The 18,723-nt window shown below is 71.9% G+C and carries 16 protein-coding genes; 12 read left to right on the top strand and 4 right to left on the bottom strand.

All coding sequences use genetic code 11. The features are described from left to right. Positions 1-27 precede the first annotated feature (27 nt). The 3 genes from ACXKZB_RS04485 to ACXKZB_RS04475 form a co-directional block, all read right to left on the bottom strand. Positions 28-2,013: a potassium transporter Kup gene (locus ACXKZB_RS04485; protein ID WP_488824838.1), complete on the bottom strand. Its 1,986-nt coding sequence runs from the start codon at positions 2,011-2,013 to the stop codon at positions 28-30. Positions 2,014-2,334: 321 nt separating this feature from the next. Beyond that, positions 2,335-3,045, bottom strand: a complete 711-nt coding sequence (gene mtnN / locus ACXKZB_RS04480; protein WP_488824837.1) for a 5'-methylthioadenosine/S-adenosylhomocysteine nucleosidase — start codon at positions 3,043-3,045, stop codon at positions 2,335-2,337. 9 nt (positions 3,046-3,054) lie between these two features. Beyond that, positions 3,055-3,942, bottom strand: a complete 888-nt coding sequence (locus tag ACXKZB_RS04475) for a serine hydrolase domain-containing protein (RefSeq protein ID WP_488824836.1) — start codon at positions 3,940-3,942, stop codon at positions 3,055-3,057. Between the two features lie 213 nt (positions 3,943-4,155). On the opposite strand from ACXKZB_RS04475, the gene ACXKZB_RS04470 reads away from it, so the two are divergent. Next, on the top strand, positions 4,156-4,986 hold the full coding sequence (locus tag ACXKZB_RS04470; RefSeq protein WP_488824835.1) for an SDR family NAD(P)-dependent oxidoreductase: 831 nt from the start codon (positions 4,156-4,158) through the stop codon (positions 4,984-4,986). A gap of 31 nt (positions 4,987-5,017) precedes the next feature. Here the strand turns inward: ACXKZB_RS04470 and ACXKZB_RS04465 are convergent, their stop codons facing one another. Further along, positions 5,018-5,662, bottom strand: a complete 645-nt coding sequence (locus ACXKZB_RS04465) for a TetR/AcrR family transcriptional regulator (RefSeq protein WP_488824834.1) — start codon at positions 5,660-5,662, stop codon at positions 5,018-5,020. Between the two features lie 178 nt (positions 5,663-5,840). Between ACXKZB_RS04465 and ACXKZB_RS04460 the strand changes: the two genes are divergently transcribed. The 11 genes from ACXKZB_RS04460 to ACXKZB_RS04410 all read left to right on the top strand — a co-directional run bounded on the left by ACXKZB_RS04460 (position 5,841) and on the right by ACXKZB_RS04410 (position 18,723). After that, positions 5,841-6,734, top strand: a complete 894-nt coding sequence (locus ACXKZB_RS04460; protein WP_488824833.1) for an alpha/beta hydrolase family protein — start codon at positions 5,841-5,843, stop codon at positions 6,732-6,734. Beyond that, positions 6,731-7,708 (top strand): SDR family NAD(P)-dependent oxidoreductase, encoded by a 978-nt coding sequence (locus ACXKZB_RS04455; RefSeq protein ID WP_488824832.1) that lies wholly within the window; start codon positions 6,731-6,733, stop codon positions 7,706-7,708. Before ACXKZB_RS04460 ends, ACXKZB_RS04455 begins: the two co-directional genes overlap by 4 nt. Positions 7,709-7,833: 125 nt before the next feature. Further along, on the top strand, positions 7,834-9,378 hold the full coding sequence (locus ACXKZB_RS04450; protein ID WP_488824831.1) for an alpha-L-fucosidase: 1,545 nt from the start codon (positions 7,834-7,836) through the stop codon (positions 9,376-9,378). 609 nt (positions 9,379-9,987) lie between these two features. Next, entirely contained in the window at positions 9,988-10,767 is a 780-nt protein-coding gene (locus ACXKZB_RS04445) for a BtpA/SgcQ family protein (protein WP_488824830.1), read from the top strand. A 52-nt stretch (positions 10,768-10,819) separates the two neighbouring features. Next, positions 10,820-12,031 carry an SIS domain-containing protein gene (locus ACXKZB_RS04440; RefSeq protein ID WP_488824829.1) on the top strand — a complete coding sequence of 404 codons (1,212 nt, stop codon included), beginning with the start codon at positions 10,820-10,822 and terminating at the stop codon, positions 12,029-12,031. Beyond that, on the top strand, positions 12,024-12,962 hold the full coding sequence (locus ACXKZB_RS04435; protein WP_488824828.1) for a carbohydrate kinase family protein: 939 nt from the start codon (positions 12,024-12,026) through the stop codon (positions 12,960-12,962). Before ACXKZB_RS04440 ends, ACXKZB_RS04435 begins: the two co-directional genes overlap by 8 nt. Next, positions 12,959-13,681 (top strand): aspartate/glutamate racemase family protein, encoded by a 723-nt coding sequence (locus ACXKZB_RS04430; RefSeq protein ID WP_488824827.1) that lies wholly within the window; start codon positions 12,959-12,961, stop codon positions 13,679-13,681. Before ACXKZB_RS04435 ends, ACXKZB_RS04430 begins: the two co-directional genes overlap by 4 nt. Then, entirely contained in the window at positions 13,678-15,201 is a 1,524-nt protein-coding gene (locus tag ACXKZB_RS04425) for an amidohydrolase family protein (RefSeq protein ID WP_488824826.1), read from the top strand. The genes ACXKZB_RS04430 and ACXKZB_RS04425 overlap by 4 nt, the downstream gene beginning before the upstream one ends. Next, the gene (locus tag ACXKZB_RS04420) at positions 15,198-16,106 is read left to right on the top strand and encodes a polysaccharide deacetylase family protein (RefSeq protein ID WP_488824825.1); all 909 of its coding nucleotides are present in this window, start codon (positions 15,198-15,200) and stop codon (positions 16,104-16,106) included. The genes ACXKZB_RS04425 and ACXKZB_RS04420 overlap by 4 nt, the downstream gene beginning before the upstream one ends. Continuing rightward, the gene (locus ACXKZB_RS04415; RefSeq protein ID WP_488824824.1) at positions 16,103-17,869 is read left to right on the top strand and encodes an oligopeptide/dipeptide ABC transporter ATP-binding protein; all 1,767 of its coding nucleotides are present in this window, start codon (positions 16,103-16,105) and stop codon (positions 17,867-17,869) included. The genes ACXKZB_RS04420 and ACXKZB_RS04415 overlap by 4 nt, the downstream gene beginning before the upstream one ends. Next, positions 17,866-18,723 carry an ABC transporter permease gene (locus ACXKZB_RS04410; protein WP_488824823.1) on the top strand — a complete coding sequence of 286 codons (858 nt, stop codon included), beginning with the start codon at positions 17,866-17,868 and terminating at the stop codon, positions 18,721-18,723. Before ACXKZB_RS04415 ends, ACXKZB_RS04410 begins: the two co-directional genes overlap by 4 nt.

Raw genomic sequence — 18,723 nt, 5'->3', positions numbered from 1 at the left:
GGTGCAGAACGCCGGTGCACGACGCGGTCAGATCTCGACGTCGCTGCCCATCGTCACGGTGCGCTGTGCCGGCAGCCCGAAGCGCGCTGCCGGGTCGGCCGCGTTGTGGGCGAGACCGACGAAGAGCTTCTTCCGCCAGGCGACCATGCCCCGGTTGCCGGGCACCGGGCGGAGTGCGCCACGGGAGATGAAGTACGACGCCCGGAGCACTTCCTCCGGGTCGATGTCGAGCACCTCGGCCAGGCAGGCGGCGTGCAGGGCCTTCGGCAGGTCCTGGTCGTCCGAGAACCCGAACTTCACCGTGATGTGGTCGATGCCGTCGTCCGCGTAGCCGAGGTCGTCGCGGTGGAACGCCTTCGCGTGCGGGACGTGCGGCACGTTGGCGGTGAGCACCGAGACGATCAGGACGGTCCGGTGCACGACGTGGTTGTGCTCGACGTTGGCCCGGAGCGCCAGCGGGGTGGTCTCCTTGTTCGGGTGCGGGAACACCGCCACCCCGGGCACCCGCGGGATGTGCTCGTGGTTGATGCGGTCGATGAAGTCGGCGAGCGACCCTTCGCGCTCCTTCCGTTCCTCCTGCACCAGAGCGCGGCCACGGCGCCACGTCGTCATCACCGTGATCACGGCCAGGGCGATGAGGAGCGGCACCCAGCCGCCGTGGATGATCTTCGACAGGTTGCCGGCGAGGAAGGTCAGCTCGAGTCCGCCGAACGCCACCGCCGCGACCACGAGCTTCCACGTCGTCCACTTCCACAGCGGGCGGACGACGAGCAGGAGCAGGAGCGTGTCGACGACGAGAGCACCGGTGACGGACACCCCGTACGCCGTGGCGAGGTTCGCCGACGACCGGAACGCGAGCATGATCGCGAGCACGCCGATGAACAGCAGCAGGTTCACCGCGGGCAGGTAGATCTGGCCGCTCTCCCGCCGCGAGGTCTGCCGGATCGTCAGCGGCGGCAGCAGTCCGAGCTGGACGGCCTGGCGGGTGAGCGAGAACGCCCCGGAGATGACGGCCTGGCTGGCGATCACGGTCGCGAGCGTCGCCAGCACCACCACGGGCAGTCGCAGCGCGTCCGGGAACAGCAGGAAGAACGGGTCCTTCGCCGCCGACGGGTCGCGCAGCACGAGCGACGCCTGCCCGAGGTAGTTCAGGACGAGCGCCGGGAACACCACGAAGAACCACGCCCGCAGGATCGGCGAGCGGCCGAAGTGCCCCATGTCGGCGTAGAGCGCCTCGGCACCGGTGATGACGAGCACCACCGCGCCCATCGCCACGAACGTGATGTACGGGTGCGCGAAGGTGAACGAGATCGCCCAGGTCGGCGAGAGCCCCTGCAGGACACCGGCGTGCTGCAGGATGTGCGGGACGCCGGCGGCGGCGATCACCACGAACCAGAGCAGCATCACCGGCCCGAACAGGTTGCCGACCTTGCCGGTGCCGAAGCGCTGCACCGCGAACAGCACGACCAGGATGACGGCGGCGATCGGCACGATCAGGTGCCCGACCGACGGTGCGGCGGTGCCCAGCCCTTCGACCGCGGATAGCACCGACACGGCTGGGGTGATCACGGAGTCGCCGTAGAAGAGCGAGACGCCGACGATGCCGATCACCAGGAAGATCACCGCACCCCCGCGACGCTTGGCGTAGAGCCGGCGGGCCAGGGCGGCGAGTGCCATCACCCCGCCCTCGCCGTCGTTGTCGGCGCGCATCAGGATCAGGACGTACTTGATCGAGACGATGATCGTGATGCTCCAGAACATCATCGAGATGACGCCGTAGACGTCTTCCTGGTTGGCCTTGACCAGGCCGTCGTCGATCGTGAACACGGTGCGCAGGGCGTAGAGCGGACTCGTGCCGATGTCGCCGAACACCACCCCGAGTGCGGCGAGCGCGAGGACGGCGGCGCCCTTGCGCGGGCCGTGGCCACCGTCGTCGGTGGTGTCGGTCGTGGGGGTGGTGTGGTCCGTCGGCTTCGACGGTTCCGTCGGGGTCTCGGAGCGGGTCTCGGTCACGCTCGGCACTTCCGTCTCCGGCCGTCCGGGCGACGGCCGCCGCTCATCATCGCACCGTGCGCGGGATGCGCTCGCAGCTGGCGCACATGCGTGCGCACCGCGGCTCTCGACGTGCGCACCGGGTCAGATCCCGCATCCGCGAAAGCGACAGCGTGCCGCGAACAGTTCGCGGAGATCTGTCGCGATTCCGGACCGGACGGTGCCCCGCGCCGGAGGTTTGTCGCTTTCGCGGCCAGCACCGCGGCTCTCGACGTGCGCACGGAGCGGACGGGAGGCACGTGGCGGGCCCGCACCGCGCCTCCCGTCCGACGACCGGTCGGGTCAGGGACGCAGGCCGCGCACCAGGTCGTGGACCACACGGGCGGCGCGCGCCGCGGCGCCGTCCAGGTGCTCGCGGAACTCCGCACCGTCGGGCGCGCACAGGTCGCTGATGCACCGGACCGACACGAACGGCATGTCGTGCACGTGCGCAAACTGCGCGATGGCGGCGGACTCCATGTCGACCGCGGCCACGTCGGGGAAGGCCCCGCGGAGCGTCCGGGCGCGTCCCTCGGTGACGAACACCTCGCTCGAGCCGATCGTCGCCGAGCGCAGCGGCCAGGCGATGTCGGCGGCCATCGCCAGGTCCACCAGTCGGGCGTCCGGGGCGTACCCGGTCGGCATGCCGGGCACCTGGCCCAGGGCGTAGCCGAACGCCGTGGCGTCCGCGTTGAGGTTGACGTACCGGTCGCCGACGATCACGTCCCCGATCGCGATGCCGTGCATGAGGCCGCCAGCGGTCCCGACGCTGATCACGGGGATGCCGGGTCCGAAGTCGTGGAAGCCGTGTGCGACCGCGGCGGTCGCGTTCGTGAAGCCGATGCCGCTGCGGCGGACGGCCACGGTGGCGCCGCCGATGTCGAGCAGCTGGTGCGGGTCGTGGCCGCCGACGGGCCCGTCGAGGATCGGGACCCCGCCGAACAGGTCGGCGAAGGCGGAGACCTCTTCGCTCATGGCCGCGATGATGATCGCGACGGGCACCTGTTCCTGCACTGATCGATCCTACCGCTGGCGGGCGAGCTCCTCGGCGACGAACGCGGCCACCGCGTCGGCCCCGAAGTGGTCGTCGGCGGTGATCGTGACCACGGTGTCGCCGCCGGGATGGTCGTCGAACAGCAGCATCTGCCCGTACGCCCCGTGCAGCCGCCACAGCTGCCCCGGGCCACCCCACCCGGCCATCGCGTAGCGGTGGTACCCCGGCCCGGTCCCCTCGCGTTCGACCCAGTCGGCGTGCATCGCGTCGCACCAGCGGGCGCTGACGATGCGCCGTCCGTCGACCACGCCGCCGTCACGGATGAGCCGGCCGAGGCGCGCGAGTTCCTCGGTGCGGAGCGCCAGGCCCTCACCGGCGGCGACGTACCCGTTCGCGCAGCGTGACCACTCGACGTCGTCGATGCCGAGCGGGTCGAACAGGCGTCGGGACACGAACGTGCCGACGTCGCCGACACGGGTCTCGAGCACGCGCATGGCGGTGTAGGTGCTGACGTTCGCGTACTGGAACACGCGACCCCGCGAGGGGCGCCGCAGGAACTCGGCGGCCAGGTCCGGCCAGTCCGTCAGCTCGGTCGCCGACCAGGGCATGTCGATCCCGCTCGTCATGGTGAGCAGGTGTCGGAGGGTGACCTGCTCGACGCCGACTCCGAACTCGAACGCGGGCAGGGCGTCGGCGATGGGCTCGTCGACGTCGACCAGGCCGTCGTCGGCGGCGATCCCGGTGGCAAGCACGCACACGCCCTTGGCCGCGGAGTGGATCTCCTCGCGCACGTCGGGCGTCCAGCGGTGCTCGGCGACGTCGTCGTTCGCAGTCCGGACGTGCAGGCCGTGGGCGCCGAAGCCGGTCTCGTCGACGTGCCGGACGATCGCGTCGAGGATGCTGGTCGCGGTGGTCACACGCCCATCCTCTCGTGTGCGCTCGGTGTCCCCACCCTCGGCGTCGTCGTGCAGACGGCCGACCGGGCGCGGCCTGCGCACTGACACCGTGGCGCACGGGAGGCCCGGGGCGGGCCCGCCACGTGCCTCCCGTCCGTCACCTGGTCCGTCCAGGGCCGACCCTGTAGGACGGACGGAGACGAGCGCACGCTCGCCCCGACCCGAGGAGCACCCATGGCCGCGAAGACCATCGTCATCACCGGCGCGAGCGACGGCATCGGCGTCGCCGCCGCGCGGGAGCTCGTCCGCCGCGGCAACGAGGTCGTCGTGGTCGGTCGGAACCCCGCCAAGACCGAGCGGGTCGCCCGTGACCTCGGCGTCGACCACTTCGTGGCCGACTTCTCGGACCTCTCCGCCGTCCGGGAGCTCGCCGCCGACCTGCTCGAGCGCTGCCCCAGGATCGACGTGCTGGCCAACAACGCCGGCGGCATCTTCAGCGCGGGCCGCCAGGTCACCGTCGACGGCCACGAGCTGACGTTCCAGGTCAACTACCTGGCGCCGTTCCTGCTCACGGAGCTCCTGATGGACCGGCTCATCGCTTCCGGTGGAACGGTCATCAACACCTCGAGCGTCGCGAACAAGCTCTTCGGCCGGGTCGACATCGACGACCTCGACGCCGAGCGGCACTTCCGGGCCACCAAGGCCTACGGTGATTCGAAGCTCGAGCAGATCCTGTTCACCAAGGAGCTCGACCGTCGGTACCGCGACCGAGGTGTGACGTCGACGGCGTTCCACCCCGGCACGATCAGCACCGCGTTCTCGAACGACAAGACCTCGCCGATGTACCTCATCTACCACACGCCCTTGCGCCACGTGTTCCTGACGACCCCGGAGAAGGGCGCCGACACCCTGGTGTACCTGGCGGACAACACCCCCGGTCGTGACTACCCGACCGGCGAGTACTACGCGAAGCGCAAGGTGGCGGCGCCGAATCCGCAGGCCGAGGACGCCGACCTGGCCCGAGAACTGTGGGACCGGAGCGTGGCGATGCTCCACACGGCCTGACCGGCAGGGCTCTCCGTCGGTCTCCGGTGCGCTATGGCGTGGGAGCGGCCGGTGGCTGCGCTTCGCCGCCGGCTGGCTGCGTTTCGCCGGTCGGCTGTGCCTGCCGCAGCCCGGTGACCAGCAGCGTCACGATCGTCCGCACGTCGTAGTCCGGGTCCTGGGGGCTCCACGCGACCAGGTCGCCGACGGCGCGGAGCAGCTGGTACGGCGACACCGACGCGACGACCTCGCCCGATGCGCGTGCGTCGTCGAGCATCCGGCCCAGCACGGGGACGAGCTCGTCGACGAACAGCGTGTGCAGCGCGGTGAAGCCGTCGGCGTCCCCTTCCCACACCCTGGCCAAGCCGTGCTTCGTACCGAGGAAGTCGACGAACTGGTGCACCCAGCGCAGGATCGCGTCGAACGCGGTCGGCGCTGAGTCGAGCAGCGCGGGGCCGGCCTCTGCCAGGGCCTCGATCTGGTGCCGGTAGACGGCGACCACCAGGTCCGAGCGTGTCGGGAAGTGCCGGTAGAGCGTGCCCACGCCCACGCCCGCGGCGGCGGCGACCTCGCGCACCGGCGCGCCGACGCCTGACGCGGCGAAGACACCGGCGGCGGCGTCCAGGATCGTCCGTTCGTTCCGTTCGACGTCGCGGCGACGCCGGGGCGGCGCGGTGTCGTTCGACGGCGTGCTCATCCCCCGATCATCGCACGGCGTGCACACGGAACGGAACGCCGATCCGTTTCGCTTGCAATCCGGAGCGCTGTTCCGTATCGTTCCGGAACGTCGCTCCGTTTCGAGTGACGTCCGCTTTTCGGAAGGACTCCCGATGTCAGCAACAGCAGCACACCCACAGGTGATCAGCGTGCGCCCCGTGACCCTGCCCGCGCCATCACGCGGCCACGACCTCGAGGTCCGGATCACCGCCCCGAGCACGGGCACGGAGCTGCCCGTGATCGTCTTCGCCCACGGCTTCGGACAGTCGATGACCGGCGGCGACCCGCTCGTCGACCACTGGACGGTCAACGGGTTCGTCGTCATCCAGCCGACGTTCCTCGACTCGACGCAGTACGGCCTGACGCTCGACGACCCGCGCTACCCGACGATCTGGCAGACCCGGGTCGACGACCTCGAGCGGGTCATCGACGACCTCGACAGCCTCATCGCAGCCGTCCCCGGCCTCGCCGGACGTGTCGACCAGGCGAACCTCGCGGTCGCCGGGCACTCGTGGGGCGGCCAGTCCGTCGGGATGCTCCTCGGCGCCCGGGTGATCGGGCCGGACGGACAGCCGGGCGAGGACCGGACCGACCACCGCGTGCGCGCCGGGGTCCTGCTCTCCACCACCGGGATCGGTGGAGCCGACCTGACGCCCTTCGCGCAGGAGCACTTCGCCTTCATGAGCCCGGACTTCAGCCAACTGCACACCCCGTCGCTCGTCGTCGCCGGAGACCACGACCAGTCCCAGCTCTCGACCCGCGGGCCGGACTGGTTCACCGACGTCTACCACCACAGTCCCGGCGCCCAGCACCTGGTGACCGTCCACGGCGGCGAGCACCTGCTCGGCGGGATCCAGGACTACGCATCCACCGCCACGACCGACGAGAGCCCCGAGCGCGTGGACCTGGTCCGCCGCACCACCACGGCGTTCCTCCGGACGGCGCTCGGGCTCGACGCCGACGCGTGGTCCGCGACGGCCGACGGACTCGCACTGTCCGCTGCGCCCGCCGACGCCGTCGGCCACATCGACTCGAAGGAGAACCACTCGTGATCACCGACCAGCACCCGCTCCCCACCCCCTTCACAGCGTCGTCCACCGCCACCGACGTCCTCGCCGGCGTCGACCTGACCGGCCGGAACGTCATCGTGACCGCCGGACACAGCCGCCTCGGCCGCGAGACCAGCCGCGCCCTCGCCGCGGCCGGCGCCGACGTCACCGTCGCCTCCCGCGACACCTCCCGCGCGTCCGCCGCCGTCGCGGGCATCCCCGGTGTCCACGTCGAGCCCCTCGACCTCACCGACCCGGCGTCGATCGACGACTTCGCCGCGCGGTGGACGGCCTCCGGCCGACCGCTCCACGCCCTGGTGAACAACGCCGCGATGCTCTTCACCCCGGACCGTCGGCTCGACGCCCACGGTAACGAACTGTCGTTCTCGACGTCCCACCTCGGGCACTTCCGGCTCACGCGGGCGCTCCTCCCTTCCCTGCTGGAGGCCCGTGGTGCGCGGGTCCTCAACGTCACGTCCGGAGCGGCCCGCTTCGGGCAGATCCAGTGGGACGACCTGACGTTCGCCCAGGGGTACGACCCGGTCACCGCGTACGGCCAGTCGAAGCGGGCGAACGTCCTGTTCACGGTCGAGCTCGACCGCCGGTACGCCGGCCAGGGCGTCCGCGCCTTCGCCGCGCACCCCGGCGTCATCGTCGGACCCGGCCCGCACGACCCGAGCGCCCTGGCGTCGTACCGCGAGCAGGGGCTGGTCGACGACCAGGGGGTGACGGTCATCGACCCCGAGGTGGGCAAGAAGACCGTCGAGCAGGGCGCCGCGACGCTCGTGTTCGGTGCCGCGAGCCCGCTGCTCGACGGCGTCGGCGGGGCCTACCTGAAGGACAGCGACGTCGCCGTCCTCGACGACCGGGTCATGCCCCTCACCGCGGACCGCATCCCGTCGGACGCCAACTCGGCGATGCTCGACGCCGACGACGCGCGCCGGCTGTGGGAGGTCAGCGAGCAGCACGACAACTGACGGGTGCGACGGCGGGTGGGAGACCACTCCTGGACGACCCGTGACAGCGTGGGGAGCGCAGACATAGGATGTCTCTCGCTCCCCACACCGCCGTCCGGAGCCGCCGCAACCGATCGGAGCACGTCGTGCACGGACCGCTCGCCCCGCTGGACCCGACCACGCTGCCCGAACCGGTCGACGTGTCGGACAACACAGCAGCCCTCGCCGCGGTCGACGCCGTCGTGCGATCAGGTCCGTACGACGCGACCTGGGCGTCACTGCAGCAGTACCGTGCGCCGCTCTGGTACCAGGACGCCAAGTTCGGGATCTTCATCCACTGGGGCGTCTTCTCGGTCCCGGCGTTCCGGAACGAGTGGTACTCCCGCGACATGTACCGCGCCGGGACACCGGAGTTCGCGCACCACGTCGAGACCTACGGGCCGCATGACGAGTTCGGCTACAAGGACTTCATCCCCTCGTTCACGATGGAGCACTTCGACGCCGCCGAGTGGGTGCGGGTGTTCCGCGAAGCCGGCGCGCAGTTCGTCGTGCCGGTCGCCGAGCACCACGACGGCTTCGCGATGTACGACACCGACCGCTCCCGCTGGAGTGCCGCGCAGCTCGGGCCTGGTCGTGACGTGTTCGGCGAGCTGCTCGTCGCCGCAGACGAGGCGTGGATGGTCCGTGGCGCCTCGTCGCACCGCGCCGAGCACTGGTTCTTCATGAACGGCGGGACGAAGACGCCGTCGGACGTGCTCGATCCGCGGTACACCGACTTCTACGGGCCGGCGCAACGCGAGGAGACCGCCCCAAACGAGCGCTTCCTGGAGGACTGGCTGCTCCGCACCGTCGAGCTCATCGACAAGTATCGCCCGCAGGTGCTCTGGTTCGACTGGTGGATCGAGCAGCCCGCGTTCCAGCCGTACATCCGCACCCTCGCGGCCTACTACTACAACCGCGCCGCCGAGTGGGGCCGCGAGGTCGTCATCAACTACAAGTGGGAGACGTTCGCGCCGGGCAGCGCCGTGTACGACATCGAGCGCGGAGCGATGGCCGGCACACCCGAGACCGTCTGGCAGAACGACACCGCGATCGCGAAGACCGCATGGAGCTGGATCGAGGGCCACGACTACAAGACGGTGCGCGCCCTGGTCGCCGAACTCGTCGACGTGGTCGCGAAGAACGGCGTGCTGCTGCTCAACACCGGGCCGAAGGCCGACGGCACCCTGCCCGAGGACGAGGTCCGCATCCTGCGCGGCATCGGCTCCTGGCTCGCGGTGAACGGCGAGGCGATCTACGGCACCCGGCCGTGGACGATCTCGGGTGAGGGGCCGACGACACGACCCGCCGGCTCGTTCGTGGACGCCGACACCGTCGAGTACACCGCCGAGGACGTCCGGTTCACCACCCGCCGCGACGTCACCGGCGATGCCGTCTACGCGACGCTGCTGGCCGACCCGGACGACGGGTCGGCCAGCATCCGGGCGTTCGGGTCGGCCTCGGGCCTGCTCGGCCGGACCATCCGGTCGGTCGCCGTGCTCGGCCACGCCGGCGAGGTCGCCTGGGAGCAGCGCCCCGACGCGCTCGTGGTCGCACTCGAGGGCGTCACCAGCGTCGACTCCGGCCCGGTGGTCCGGGTGCGACTCGCGCCGGTGGTCGAGCAGGAGCGGCAGGACTTCCTGCACCAGTGAGCGTTGTTGGCCCGTTTCTCTCGTGGTCGAGCGGACGAGCTGGCTCGAGCAACTCATAGCGATGGAGCAGGACGCTCGGTCGCGAGGGCCGCTTGCTGCGGATGACCTGCTTGCGGTCCGGCAGCACTGAACGTTCCTCGAGCAGTTGGGTGAGGAGATTCAGCTGCACCAGCAGTCCGCGTTCCGCGCCGCCCGGCAGGTCGGTTTCGCAACGTCCACCACTTCAGTCCATCGGCTTGGTGCACCCTCCCTCGAGCCGCGTCACCAGGGGGCGGTTTCCGTGCAAGTGAGAAGATGCCCGACACCACTCATGACGAACGCGAGTGCTCACCCAACTCCTCAACGCGGGGGTCTACGCACTCACGTGCGAGCCAGACGGAGCCTGCCGAAACGGACTTACAGGCAAAGCCTTGCCAGCGGGCTCGGATGCACCGACGACATGACTGTATACACGACCTTACGGCAGTAGGTGAGGCCCAGCTCCCGGTCGATCCGGGCAATGGGTCTGAACTGGCCTTTTATGCGATCGCTCGCGTAATCCGAGGCGGCGTAACATGGCTGAAATCTCCGTTGACGCGGCCGAAACACAAAAATGTATACCGTTGCCACATGTCCTCCACGTTCCGCCTTGTCGGAGTCCTCCACCTCCCGCCACTGCCCGGTGCGGTGAACTACGCTGGCGCCTCCGTCCGCGACATCGCCGTCCGCGCTGCGGAGGACGCGGTCGCGCTTCGTGAGGCGGGTTTCACCCACGTGATGGTGCAGGACGCCAGCGACATGCCGCAGGCTGTCACGGTGGACGCGCCGACAGTGGCTGCCCTGGCCGTGGTCGGCGCAGCGGTGACCGCCGCCGTGGACCTGCCCGTCGGCGTCGTCGTCGGGCACAACGACGGCCCGAGCGCGGTCGCGATCGCCCACGCCATCGGCGCGAGCTTCGTCAGGGTCAAGGTGCTCACGGGCGTCTCGATCGGCCCGACCGGCTGGATCCAGGGGTGCGCGCACGAGGTCGCCGCGATGCGCCGGTTGCTCGGGAGCGACGTCGAGGTCTGGGCCGACGTGCACGAGGCCACCAGCCTGGCACTCGCCTCGACGCCCGCGTGGGCGGCTACGGTGTCGCACGACTTTGGCCGCGCCGACGTGCTCGTGGTCACCCGGGACAGCGGCGTCACCGACGCGCTCACGTCCATCGCGGAGCTCCGCGACTCCGTCCCCGGCGTCCCGTTCGTCGTCGGCGGACGTGTCTCACTCGACACCATCGACGCCACCGTGGCAGGAGCCGACGGCGCGGTGCTCGGCAGCGCGATCAAGCGGTCGAGCGCCCCCGACGCCCGCGTCGACCCCGAGATCGCAGCCCGGTTCGGCGCGGCCCTCCACCGCACGACCCCCTGACCCGCACCCCGCCCGCACGTCCGACCGGCCACGACCCCACCGGAGCACGCAGATGACCAGCACCCCGCCAAGCCCCTTCATCGGAGAGGGCAGCCCCCTCGACGCCCGTCAGCAGCGCGTCGTCGAGCGCGTCTCCGCTGCGGAGCACGCCTCGATCGTCGCCCTCCCGACCGACCATCCGCTCGACCCGAAGCGCCGGGCACGCGACGAGGCGACCCACCCCGAGCTCATCGCGCAGCCCGACCGGATCCGCGAGACGCTGGAGGGCAACGACGTTGCGCTCTCCGAGCTCGCGTCGGTCATCGCGAGGATGTCCGTGGACCGGGTGTTCGTCACGGGCGCGGGCGACTCGCTCGCGGTCGCGATCGCCGCGCGGCAGACGCTGGAGTCGATGCTCGGCGTGCCGTGCGAGCCCGTGCAGAGCCTCGACCTCGCCTACTACCTCGCCCCGCTGGTGACCAGCCGCAGCGTCGTGATCGCCCTGTCCAGCTCCGGCGAGACCACCCGGACGGTCGAGGCCGCACTCGTCGCCCAGCACGTCGGAGCCCTGACCGTCGCGATCACCAACACCGCCGGATCGACGCTCGACCAGGAGAGCGAGCGCACCCTGCTGCTCCGCGCGACCCGGGTGGGGTGGCCGACGCAGTCGTCGACGACGGCACTCGCCCTGCTGCTCGACCTCGCGACGCGCATCGGCGTCCTGCACGGGCGCAGCGGTGCCCAGGAGCTGCGCGACGAGCTCGCCGGCATCCCCGACGAGATGGCGCGGGTCATCGCGGACGCCGAGCCCCGCCTCGCCGCGATCGCGGAGCGCGAGCACGGCAGCGGCACGTTCCTGTTCTCCGGCGCCGGGCCGAGCTGGGGTTCCGCGATCATCGGCGCCGCGAAGGTGAAGGAGTGCACGCCGGACCGCGCCGAGGCGATCCAGGTCGAGGAGTTCCACCACTACAACTCACTCAAGGCCGGCGAACCGATCTGGATCATCGCCCCTGAGGGTCCATCCGTGCCGCGAGCGGTGCACACGGCGAGCGAGGCGAAGCGCTTCGGCGGACGCGTCCACGTCGTGACGACCCAGGGCGTCGACGCGTTCGCCGAGGTCGCCGACGAGGTCCTCGTCCTGCCGGCCGTCTCCGAGGCGCTCAGTCCGCTGCTCACCGTGCTGCCGGCGCAGCTCACCGGCTACCTCCTGGCGATGGAGCAGTTCCGCGTCGCCGAGGCCGCCGTCGCCGAGGCCGCCGTCGCCGCGGGAGCGTCCCGTGGCTGACGCCTCGCTGCTCTGCATCGGCAACCTGACGATCGACGACCTCGTGGTCGACGACGTCACGACGACCGCGCTCGGTGGCGACGCCCTGTTCGCCGCCCTCGCGGCCCGCCGCGTGCTGTCGGACGTCCGCATGCTGGCACCGGTGGGGACGGACCTGCCGGCACCGCTCCTCCAGGCCGTCGCCGGGACCGGCATCCGGATCGAGGCGACGCGCCCACGCGACGTGCCCACCGTCCGCAACCGCGTGACGTACGCACCGGACGGATCCCGGACCTGGGACCTTCTGTCCGGGGACGACGCGTTCGACGTGATGTCGGTGTTCCCCGAGGACGTCGCCCCGGCGGCGCTCGACGTCGACGGCGTGCTCGTCTCCGCGATGAGCCTGCGCTCGCAGCTCACCCTCGGCCCGTGGCTGCGCGAGCACACCCTGCGCGAGCGGCCCGCCGTCGGCGGACGCCGCACCGACTGCGACCGCACCCTCGTGTACCTCGACCTGCAGGAGGACTACGTCGCCGGCAACGAGGCCGCGCTCCTCGCCCTCCTGTCGACGTGCGACGTCTTCCTGCCGAGCGAGGTCGAAGCGGTCGAGCTCGCCGGGACGTCCGACCTGGCGGTGGCCGCGGCCCGCTTCCGCGACGCCGGAGCCGACGTGGTCGTCGTCAAGGCGGCCGAACGCGGATGCGTCGTCGCGACGTCCCGCGGGACCGTCACCGTCCCCACCGTCGCCGTGGACCCGGTGGACTCCACCGGAGCCGGGGACGCGTTCTGCGGGGCCTTCGCCGCGGCACACGTCGCCGGCGCGGACCCGGAGGAAGCGGCACGCCACGGTGCCGAGGCCGCCCGCGTCGCCATCGGTGGGCACGGCGTCGCGGCGCTGCTCGCCGAGCACGGCATCACGTCGTCCTTCGCCGAGGCGGGTGGTCCCCGGTGACCCACGTGCGCATCCTCAACCCGAACACCAGCGGACCGATGACCGCGGCCGTGCTCGCGGCGGCGCAGGCGGTCGCCCGGCCGGACACCACGGTCAGCGCCACGCACTCGTCCGTCGCCCCGGTGACCGTCGAGACGCACGTCGACGAGGTCTTCGGCGCGGCCGGCGTCCTCGCGCAGGTCGAGCAGGGGGAACGGGACGGCGTCGACGGCTACGTCGTCGCCTGCTTCGGCGACACCGGCCTGCCCGCCGCCCGGGAGCGCGCGACCGGGCCCGTCGTCGGGATGACCGAGGCATCGCTGCAGACCGCGTCCCTGCTCGCCCACCGCTTCACCGTCATCACGATGCCCCCGCGGACCCTCGCGATGACGGACCGCGTCGTCGCCGCGACGGGACTCGGGCACCGCTGCACGGTGCGCGCGGTCGACGTCTCGGTGGCCGAGATCGAGGCGGGCGCCGGTCCGGCGTTCGACGCGTTCGTCCTGGAGGCGCGGGACGCGCTGGCAGCGGACGGTGCGGAAGCCGTGGTGCTGGGCTGCGCGGGGCTCACCGAGCTCGTAGCATCGCTCACCGCAGCGCTCGGGGTCCCCGTCGTCGACGGCGTCGCCGCCGCGACGACCGCCGTCGAGGCCCTGCTCGCCCAGGGGCTCACCACGTCGCGGGCGAACACCTGGGCAGTGCCCGCCGGCTCCCCCACGACGAGCGAGGTCTGGCGATGAGCGTGCTGCTGACCGACGTGCTCGTGTGGGCCCCCGCGGAACCATCAGGGACGACGGGGCCGACCGACGTGCTGGTCGAAGGGGACGTCATCGCGGCGATCGGACCGACCGCCCGCGCCGCGGCCCCCGCGGACGTCCGCGTGGTCGCCGGCGCCGGACACCACGTGGTCGTGCCCGGCCTGGTGAACGCGCACTTCCACTCGCCCGCCAACCACCTCAAGGGTGCGTTCCGCAGCCGACCGCTCGAGACGTTCATGCTCTACGAATCGCCCGCCGACCCAGCGCTGGCCCCGACACCTCGCGAGGCGTACCTGCGCACGATGCTCGGCGCGCTCGAGATGCTCCGGACCGGGACGACGAGCGTGCAGGACGACGCGTTCCTCATGCCGTCGCCCGACCCGGCGATCATCGACGCGGTCATGCAGGCCTACGCCGACAGCGGGATCCGGGCGACCGTCGCCCTGGACCAGCCGGAGCTGTCCGACGCGGACAAGCTCCCGTTCCTCGACGGCCACGACGACGACGCGTTCTCCGCGGCGCTGCGTGTTCCTGCCCCCGCCGCAGCTCCGGAACTCCTCGACGCGTACGACCACCTGCTCCGGACCTGGCACGGCGCCGCCGGCGGGCGGCTGTCCGCCGCCGTGTCGATCTCGGCTCCGCAACGGGTCAGCCCCGAGTACTGGGGAGCGCTCGACGACCTGAGCCGCGCGCACGACCTGCCGGTCTTCGCGCACGTGCTCGAGACCCGTACGCAGCGGGCGCTCTCCGTCCCCGGCTCCGGGCAGGACCGGTTCGCCGGCCGCAGCCTGGTGCGGTACGCGGCCGACCTCGGGCTGCTGAACGACCGCGTGAACGTCATCCACGCCGTGTGGGTCGACGACGACGACCTCGACCTGATCGCTGAGGCGGGGGCCGTCGTCGCGCACAACCCGGTGAGCAACCTGCGCCTCGGCAGCGGTGTGATGCCGTTCCGGGCGATGCGCGACCGCGGGATCACGATCGCCCTCGGCGTCGACGAGGCCATCTGCGACGACTCCGTGAACACGTGGGGCGTCGTCAAGCAGACCGGCCTCGTGCACAACGTCTCGGGACACGACGCGGACGCGTGGCCGGCCCCGGCAGAGGTCCTCGACGCACTCTGGGAAGGCGGGGCCGCGGCGATGCGGCGCACCGGACGGATCGGCCGCGTGACCGTCGGCGCCCAGGCCGACCTCCTGCTGCTCGACCTGCACGCCCCGGCCTTCACGCCGTTCAACGACCTGCGCGGCCAGCTCGTGTACTGCGAGAACGGCGGCAGCGTCCGGATGACGCTCGTCGCCGGCCGCGTGGTCGCCGAGGGCGGCCGGGTCGTCTCGGTCGACGAGACCGCACTCCTCGCCGAGGCACGCGAGCTGCACGCCGCGCGCCGACCGGCACTCGAACGCACGTGGGCCGCGGCCGACGCGGTGCTGCCGGCGTACGACGCCGTCGTGCGCCGCTCCGCCCGGACCGACGTCGGTATGAACAGGTGGATCGGATGACACACGACGACACGCTCCCGGCAGCTGCGGAGCCCGGGCACGAACTCTGGCCCTACCGGCCGATCACGGCGCCGGGCGGACCCGCGTGGCCGGACGGCCGCAGGCTGGCGGTCTACGTCGCCGTCGGACTCGAGGAGTACCGGTTCGGCGTCGGACGCACCGAGGACGTCGTCCCCGACGTCACGGTCCCCGACCTCGTCAACACGTCGTGGCGCGACTACGGCAACCGGGTCGGCGCGTTCCGGCTGCTCGAGCGCCTCGACCGCGCCGGCATCCCGCCGACCGTGCTGCTGAACACGGCCGTCTACGACAGTGCCCCGGAGCTCGTCACCGCCGCACGCCGCCTGGGTGCGGAGTTCGTCGGGCACGGGATCTCGAACTCCGACTCGCTCGCCGGGATGTCGTCGACCCGTGAGGCGGCCTACCTCGCCGCCGTCGCCGCCCGGATCGCCGCGGAGGAGGGCAGCGCACCTGGTGGCTGGTCGAGCCCCTGGCTGACCCAGACGACCTCGACCCTCGACAACCTGGCCCGGACCGGGTACCGGTACCTGCTCGACCTGCGCATCGACGACCGGCCGGTGTCGATCGAGACCCCGTCCGGTGCGATCACCGCGCTGCCGTACGCCCTTGAGGTGAACGACAGCACGACGATCATCGGCCGCGGTGCCTCAGCGGGCGAGTTCGCCGACATGATCGTCGACGAGTTCGACGAACTGCTCGAACGGTCGGAGGACCAACCGCTCGTGATGAGCGTCGTGGTGCACTCCTTCATCTCCGGTGCACCGTTCCGCCTCCGTGCCCTCGACCGGGCGCTCCGGCACATGACCGGGCAGCGGGACCGCGTCTGGTTCACGCAGCCCCGGTCGATCGCCGCCCACCTCGCCGACCAGGGCGGTGCGGCATGACCGCGGTGGCCAGCATCCGGGACCTGCGGGTGTCGCTGGAACGGGACGGCGTCCGCTCCGAGGTGCTCCGGGGCATCGACCTGGAGATCGAGCCCGGCGAGATCGTCGGACTGGTCGGCGAGTCCGGCTCGGGGAAGAGCATGCTCGCGATGAGCCTGCTCGGACTCCTCCCAGAGGGGGGCCGTCCGGACGTCTCCGGCGAGGTCGTCGTCGCGGGCACCGACATGGCGCACGGACCGGAACGCGACCGACGCGAGACCCGGCGTACCGCACTCGGCGCGGTGTTCCAGGACCCGATGACCTCGCTCAACCCCACCATGCGGATCGGGCGGCAGATCGTCGAGGCCGGTCAGGACCGGGCCGGTGCGGTCGCACTGCTCGACTCGATGGGCGTCCCCGACCCCGCCATGCGGTTCAGCGTCTACCCGCACGAGCTCTCCGGTGGCCTGCGCCAGCGGGTGATGGCCGCCATCGCGATGGCGGGACGGCCGGCCCTGGTGGTCGCCGACGAACCGACCACGGCGCTCGACGTCACCGTGCAGGCGCAGCTGCTCGACCTGCTCCGCGAGCTCCGCGACGAGCACGGGTGCAGCGTGCTGCTCATCACCCACGACCTCGGGGTGGCGTCGCAGATCGCCGACCGCATCGCCGTCATGTACGCCGGCCGCCTCGCCGAGGTCGGTCCGGCCGTCTCGGTCCTGACGGCCCCTGCCCATCCGTACACGGCCGGCCTCATGCGGTCTCGGCTGTCCCTCGGGCTGACCCGCTCCGAGCGCCTGCCCACCCTGCCGCCGGACACGCTCGACGCCGCCGACCGCGTCGTCGGGTGCCCCTACCGTGCCCGCTGCCCCCTGGCGTTCGACCGCTGCGCCACCGAGATGCCGACCCTGGCCGACTCGCAGCCCGCACCCGACCACGGCGCCGCCTGCCTGGTCGACGCCGAGACGGTGCGGGCCGACGCAGCAGCGCTGGTCGGCCCCGCCACGGCGCGACCCGAGGCGGTGCCGTCCGCCGACCGGGCCGACGCGCCCGCGGTCGTCGTCACCGACCTCGTCTGCACCTACTCGACCGGACGCGGACGGAACCGCCGGTCCGTGCAGGCCGTGCAGGGGGTCAACCTCACCGTCGGTGCCGGCGAGGCCCTCGCGATCGTCGGCGAGAGCGGTTCCGGCAAGTCCACGGTGCTCCGTGCCATCGCCGGGCTCGTCCCAGTCCGGTCCGGATCGATCCGGCTCGCCGACGGCGGCGCCCAGATGGTGTTCCAGGACGCCGGCTCGTCGCTCACGCCGTGGATGAGCGTCGGCGAGACCCTCCGCGAGCGGCTCGCCGCCGAGCGGCTCGACCGGGCGGGAACCGATCGTCGGGTCGCCGCCGCCCTCGACGGCATCGGCCTGCCGGCGTCGGTCGCCCGGCTCCGACCCGCCGACCTCTCCGGCGGGCAGCGGCAGCGCGTCGCGCTCGCGCGGGCGACCATCGTGCGTCCGGCCGTGCTGCTGTGCGACGAGCCGACCAGCGCACTCGACGCCTCGCTCGCCGCGATGACCCTCAACCTGATCCGCGACATGCGACGGGAGCTCGACATGACCGTGCTGTTCGTCACCCACGACCTGGCGGTCGCCCGGCTGATGGGCGACCGGATCGCGGTCGTCCACGGTGGCCGGATCGTGGAGATCGGTGACGCCGACGCGCTGGTCCGCGACCCGCAGGAGCAGTACACGCGCAGCCTCGTGGCGTCCGTCCCCGAGATCGCGGTGGCCCGGTGAGTGCCGTCGCCGTCACCCGACGGTTCTCGCCGGCCGCGCTGACCGGCGGTGTGCACGCCGGACGTCGGACCGCGTGGGTGCTCGTCGGCCTGCTCGGCGTCCTGACCGTGGTCGCGCTGCTGGCGCACGTCCTCGCGCCGGCCGACCCGATCCAGCCCGTCGGCGGCGTCCAGCTACCGATCGGCACGCCGGGACACCTGCTCGGGACCGACTCGATCGGCCGCGACGTCCTCTCCCGCACGCTCTACGGCCTGCGGACCTCGTGGTTCTCGGCGCTGGCCGTGGTCGCCGTCGGGCTGCTGGTCGGCGGGGTCGTCGGGGTCACGGCCGGAATGGCCGGCGGATGGGTCGACACCGTGCTGATGCGCGTGACCGACCTCTTCCTCGCTCTGCCGTCGACCCTGGTGGCGATCGCGATCGTCGCCGCGCTCGGGCCGGGGTTGACGAACACCCTCATCGGGATCTCGATCGTCTGGTGGCCCTACTACGCGCGGATCATCCGCTCGGAGATCCGCTCGATCGCAGCACGCCCGCACGTCGAGGCCGCCCGGGTCGCTGGCGTCGGCCGCGCCCGCCTCGTGTTCCGGCACGTCGTGCCCGGCGCCGTCCCCACCGCCGTCGTCACCGCGAGCCTGGACATCGGCAACGTCGTCCTGCTGCTCGCCGGCCTGTCCTTCCTCGGGCTCGGGCAGCCGTCCCCCGCCCCTGAACTCGGCGCTGACACAGCGGCGAACACCCAGTTGCTCCTGAGCGCGTGGTGGGTGCCGGTGGTCCCCGGCGTCGCGGTCCTCGTCCTCAGCCTCGTTTCCAACCTCGCCGGCGACGGCATCCGAACCCTCGTCACCAGGAGGTGA

This window comes from Curtobacterium sp. ABR8 (assembly GCF_057812125.1).
This window is presented reverse-complemented; position numbering and strand designations above follow the sequence as displayed.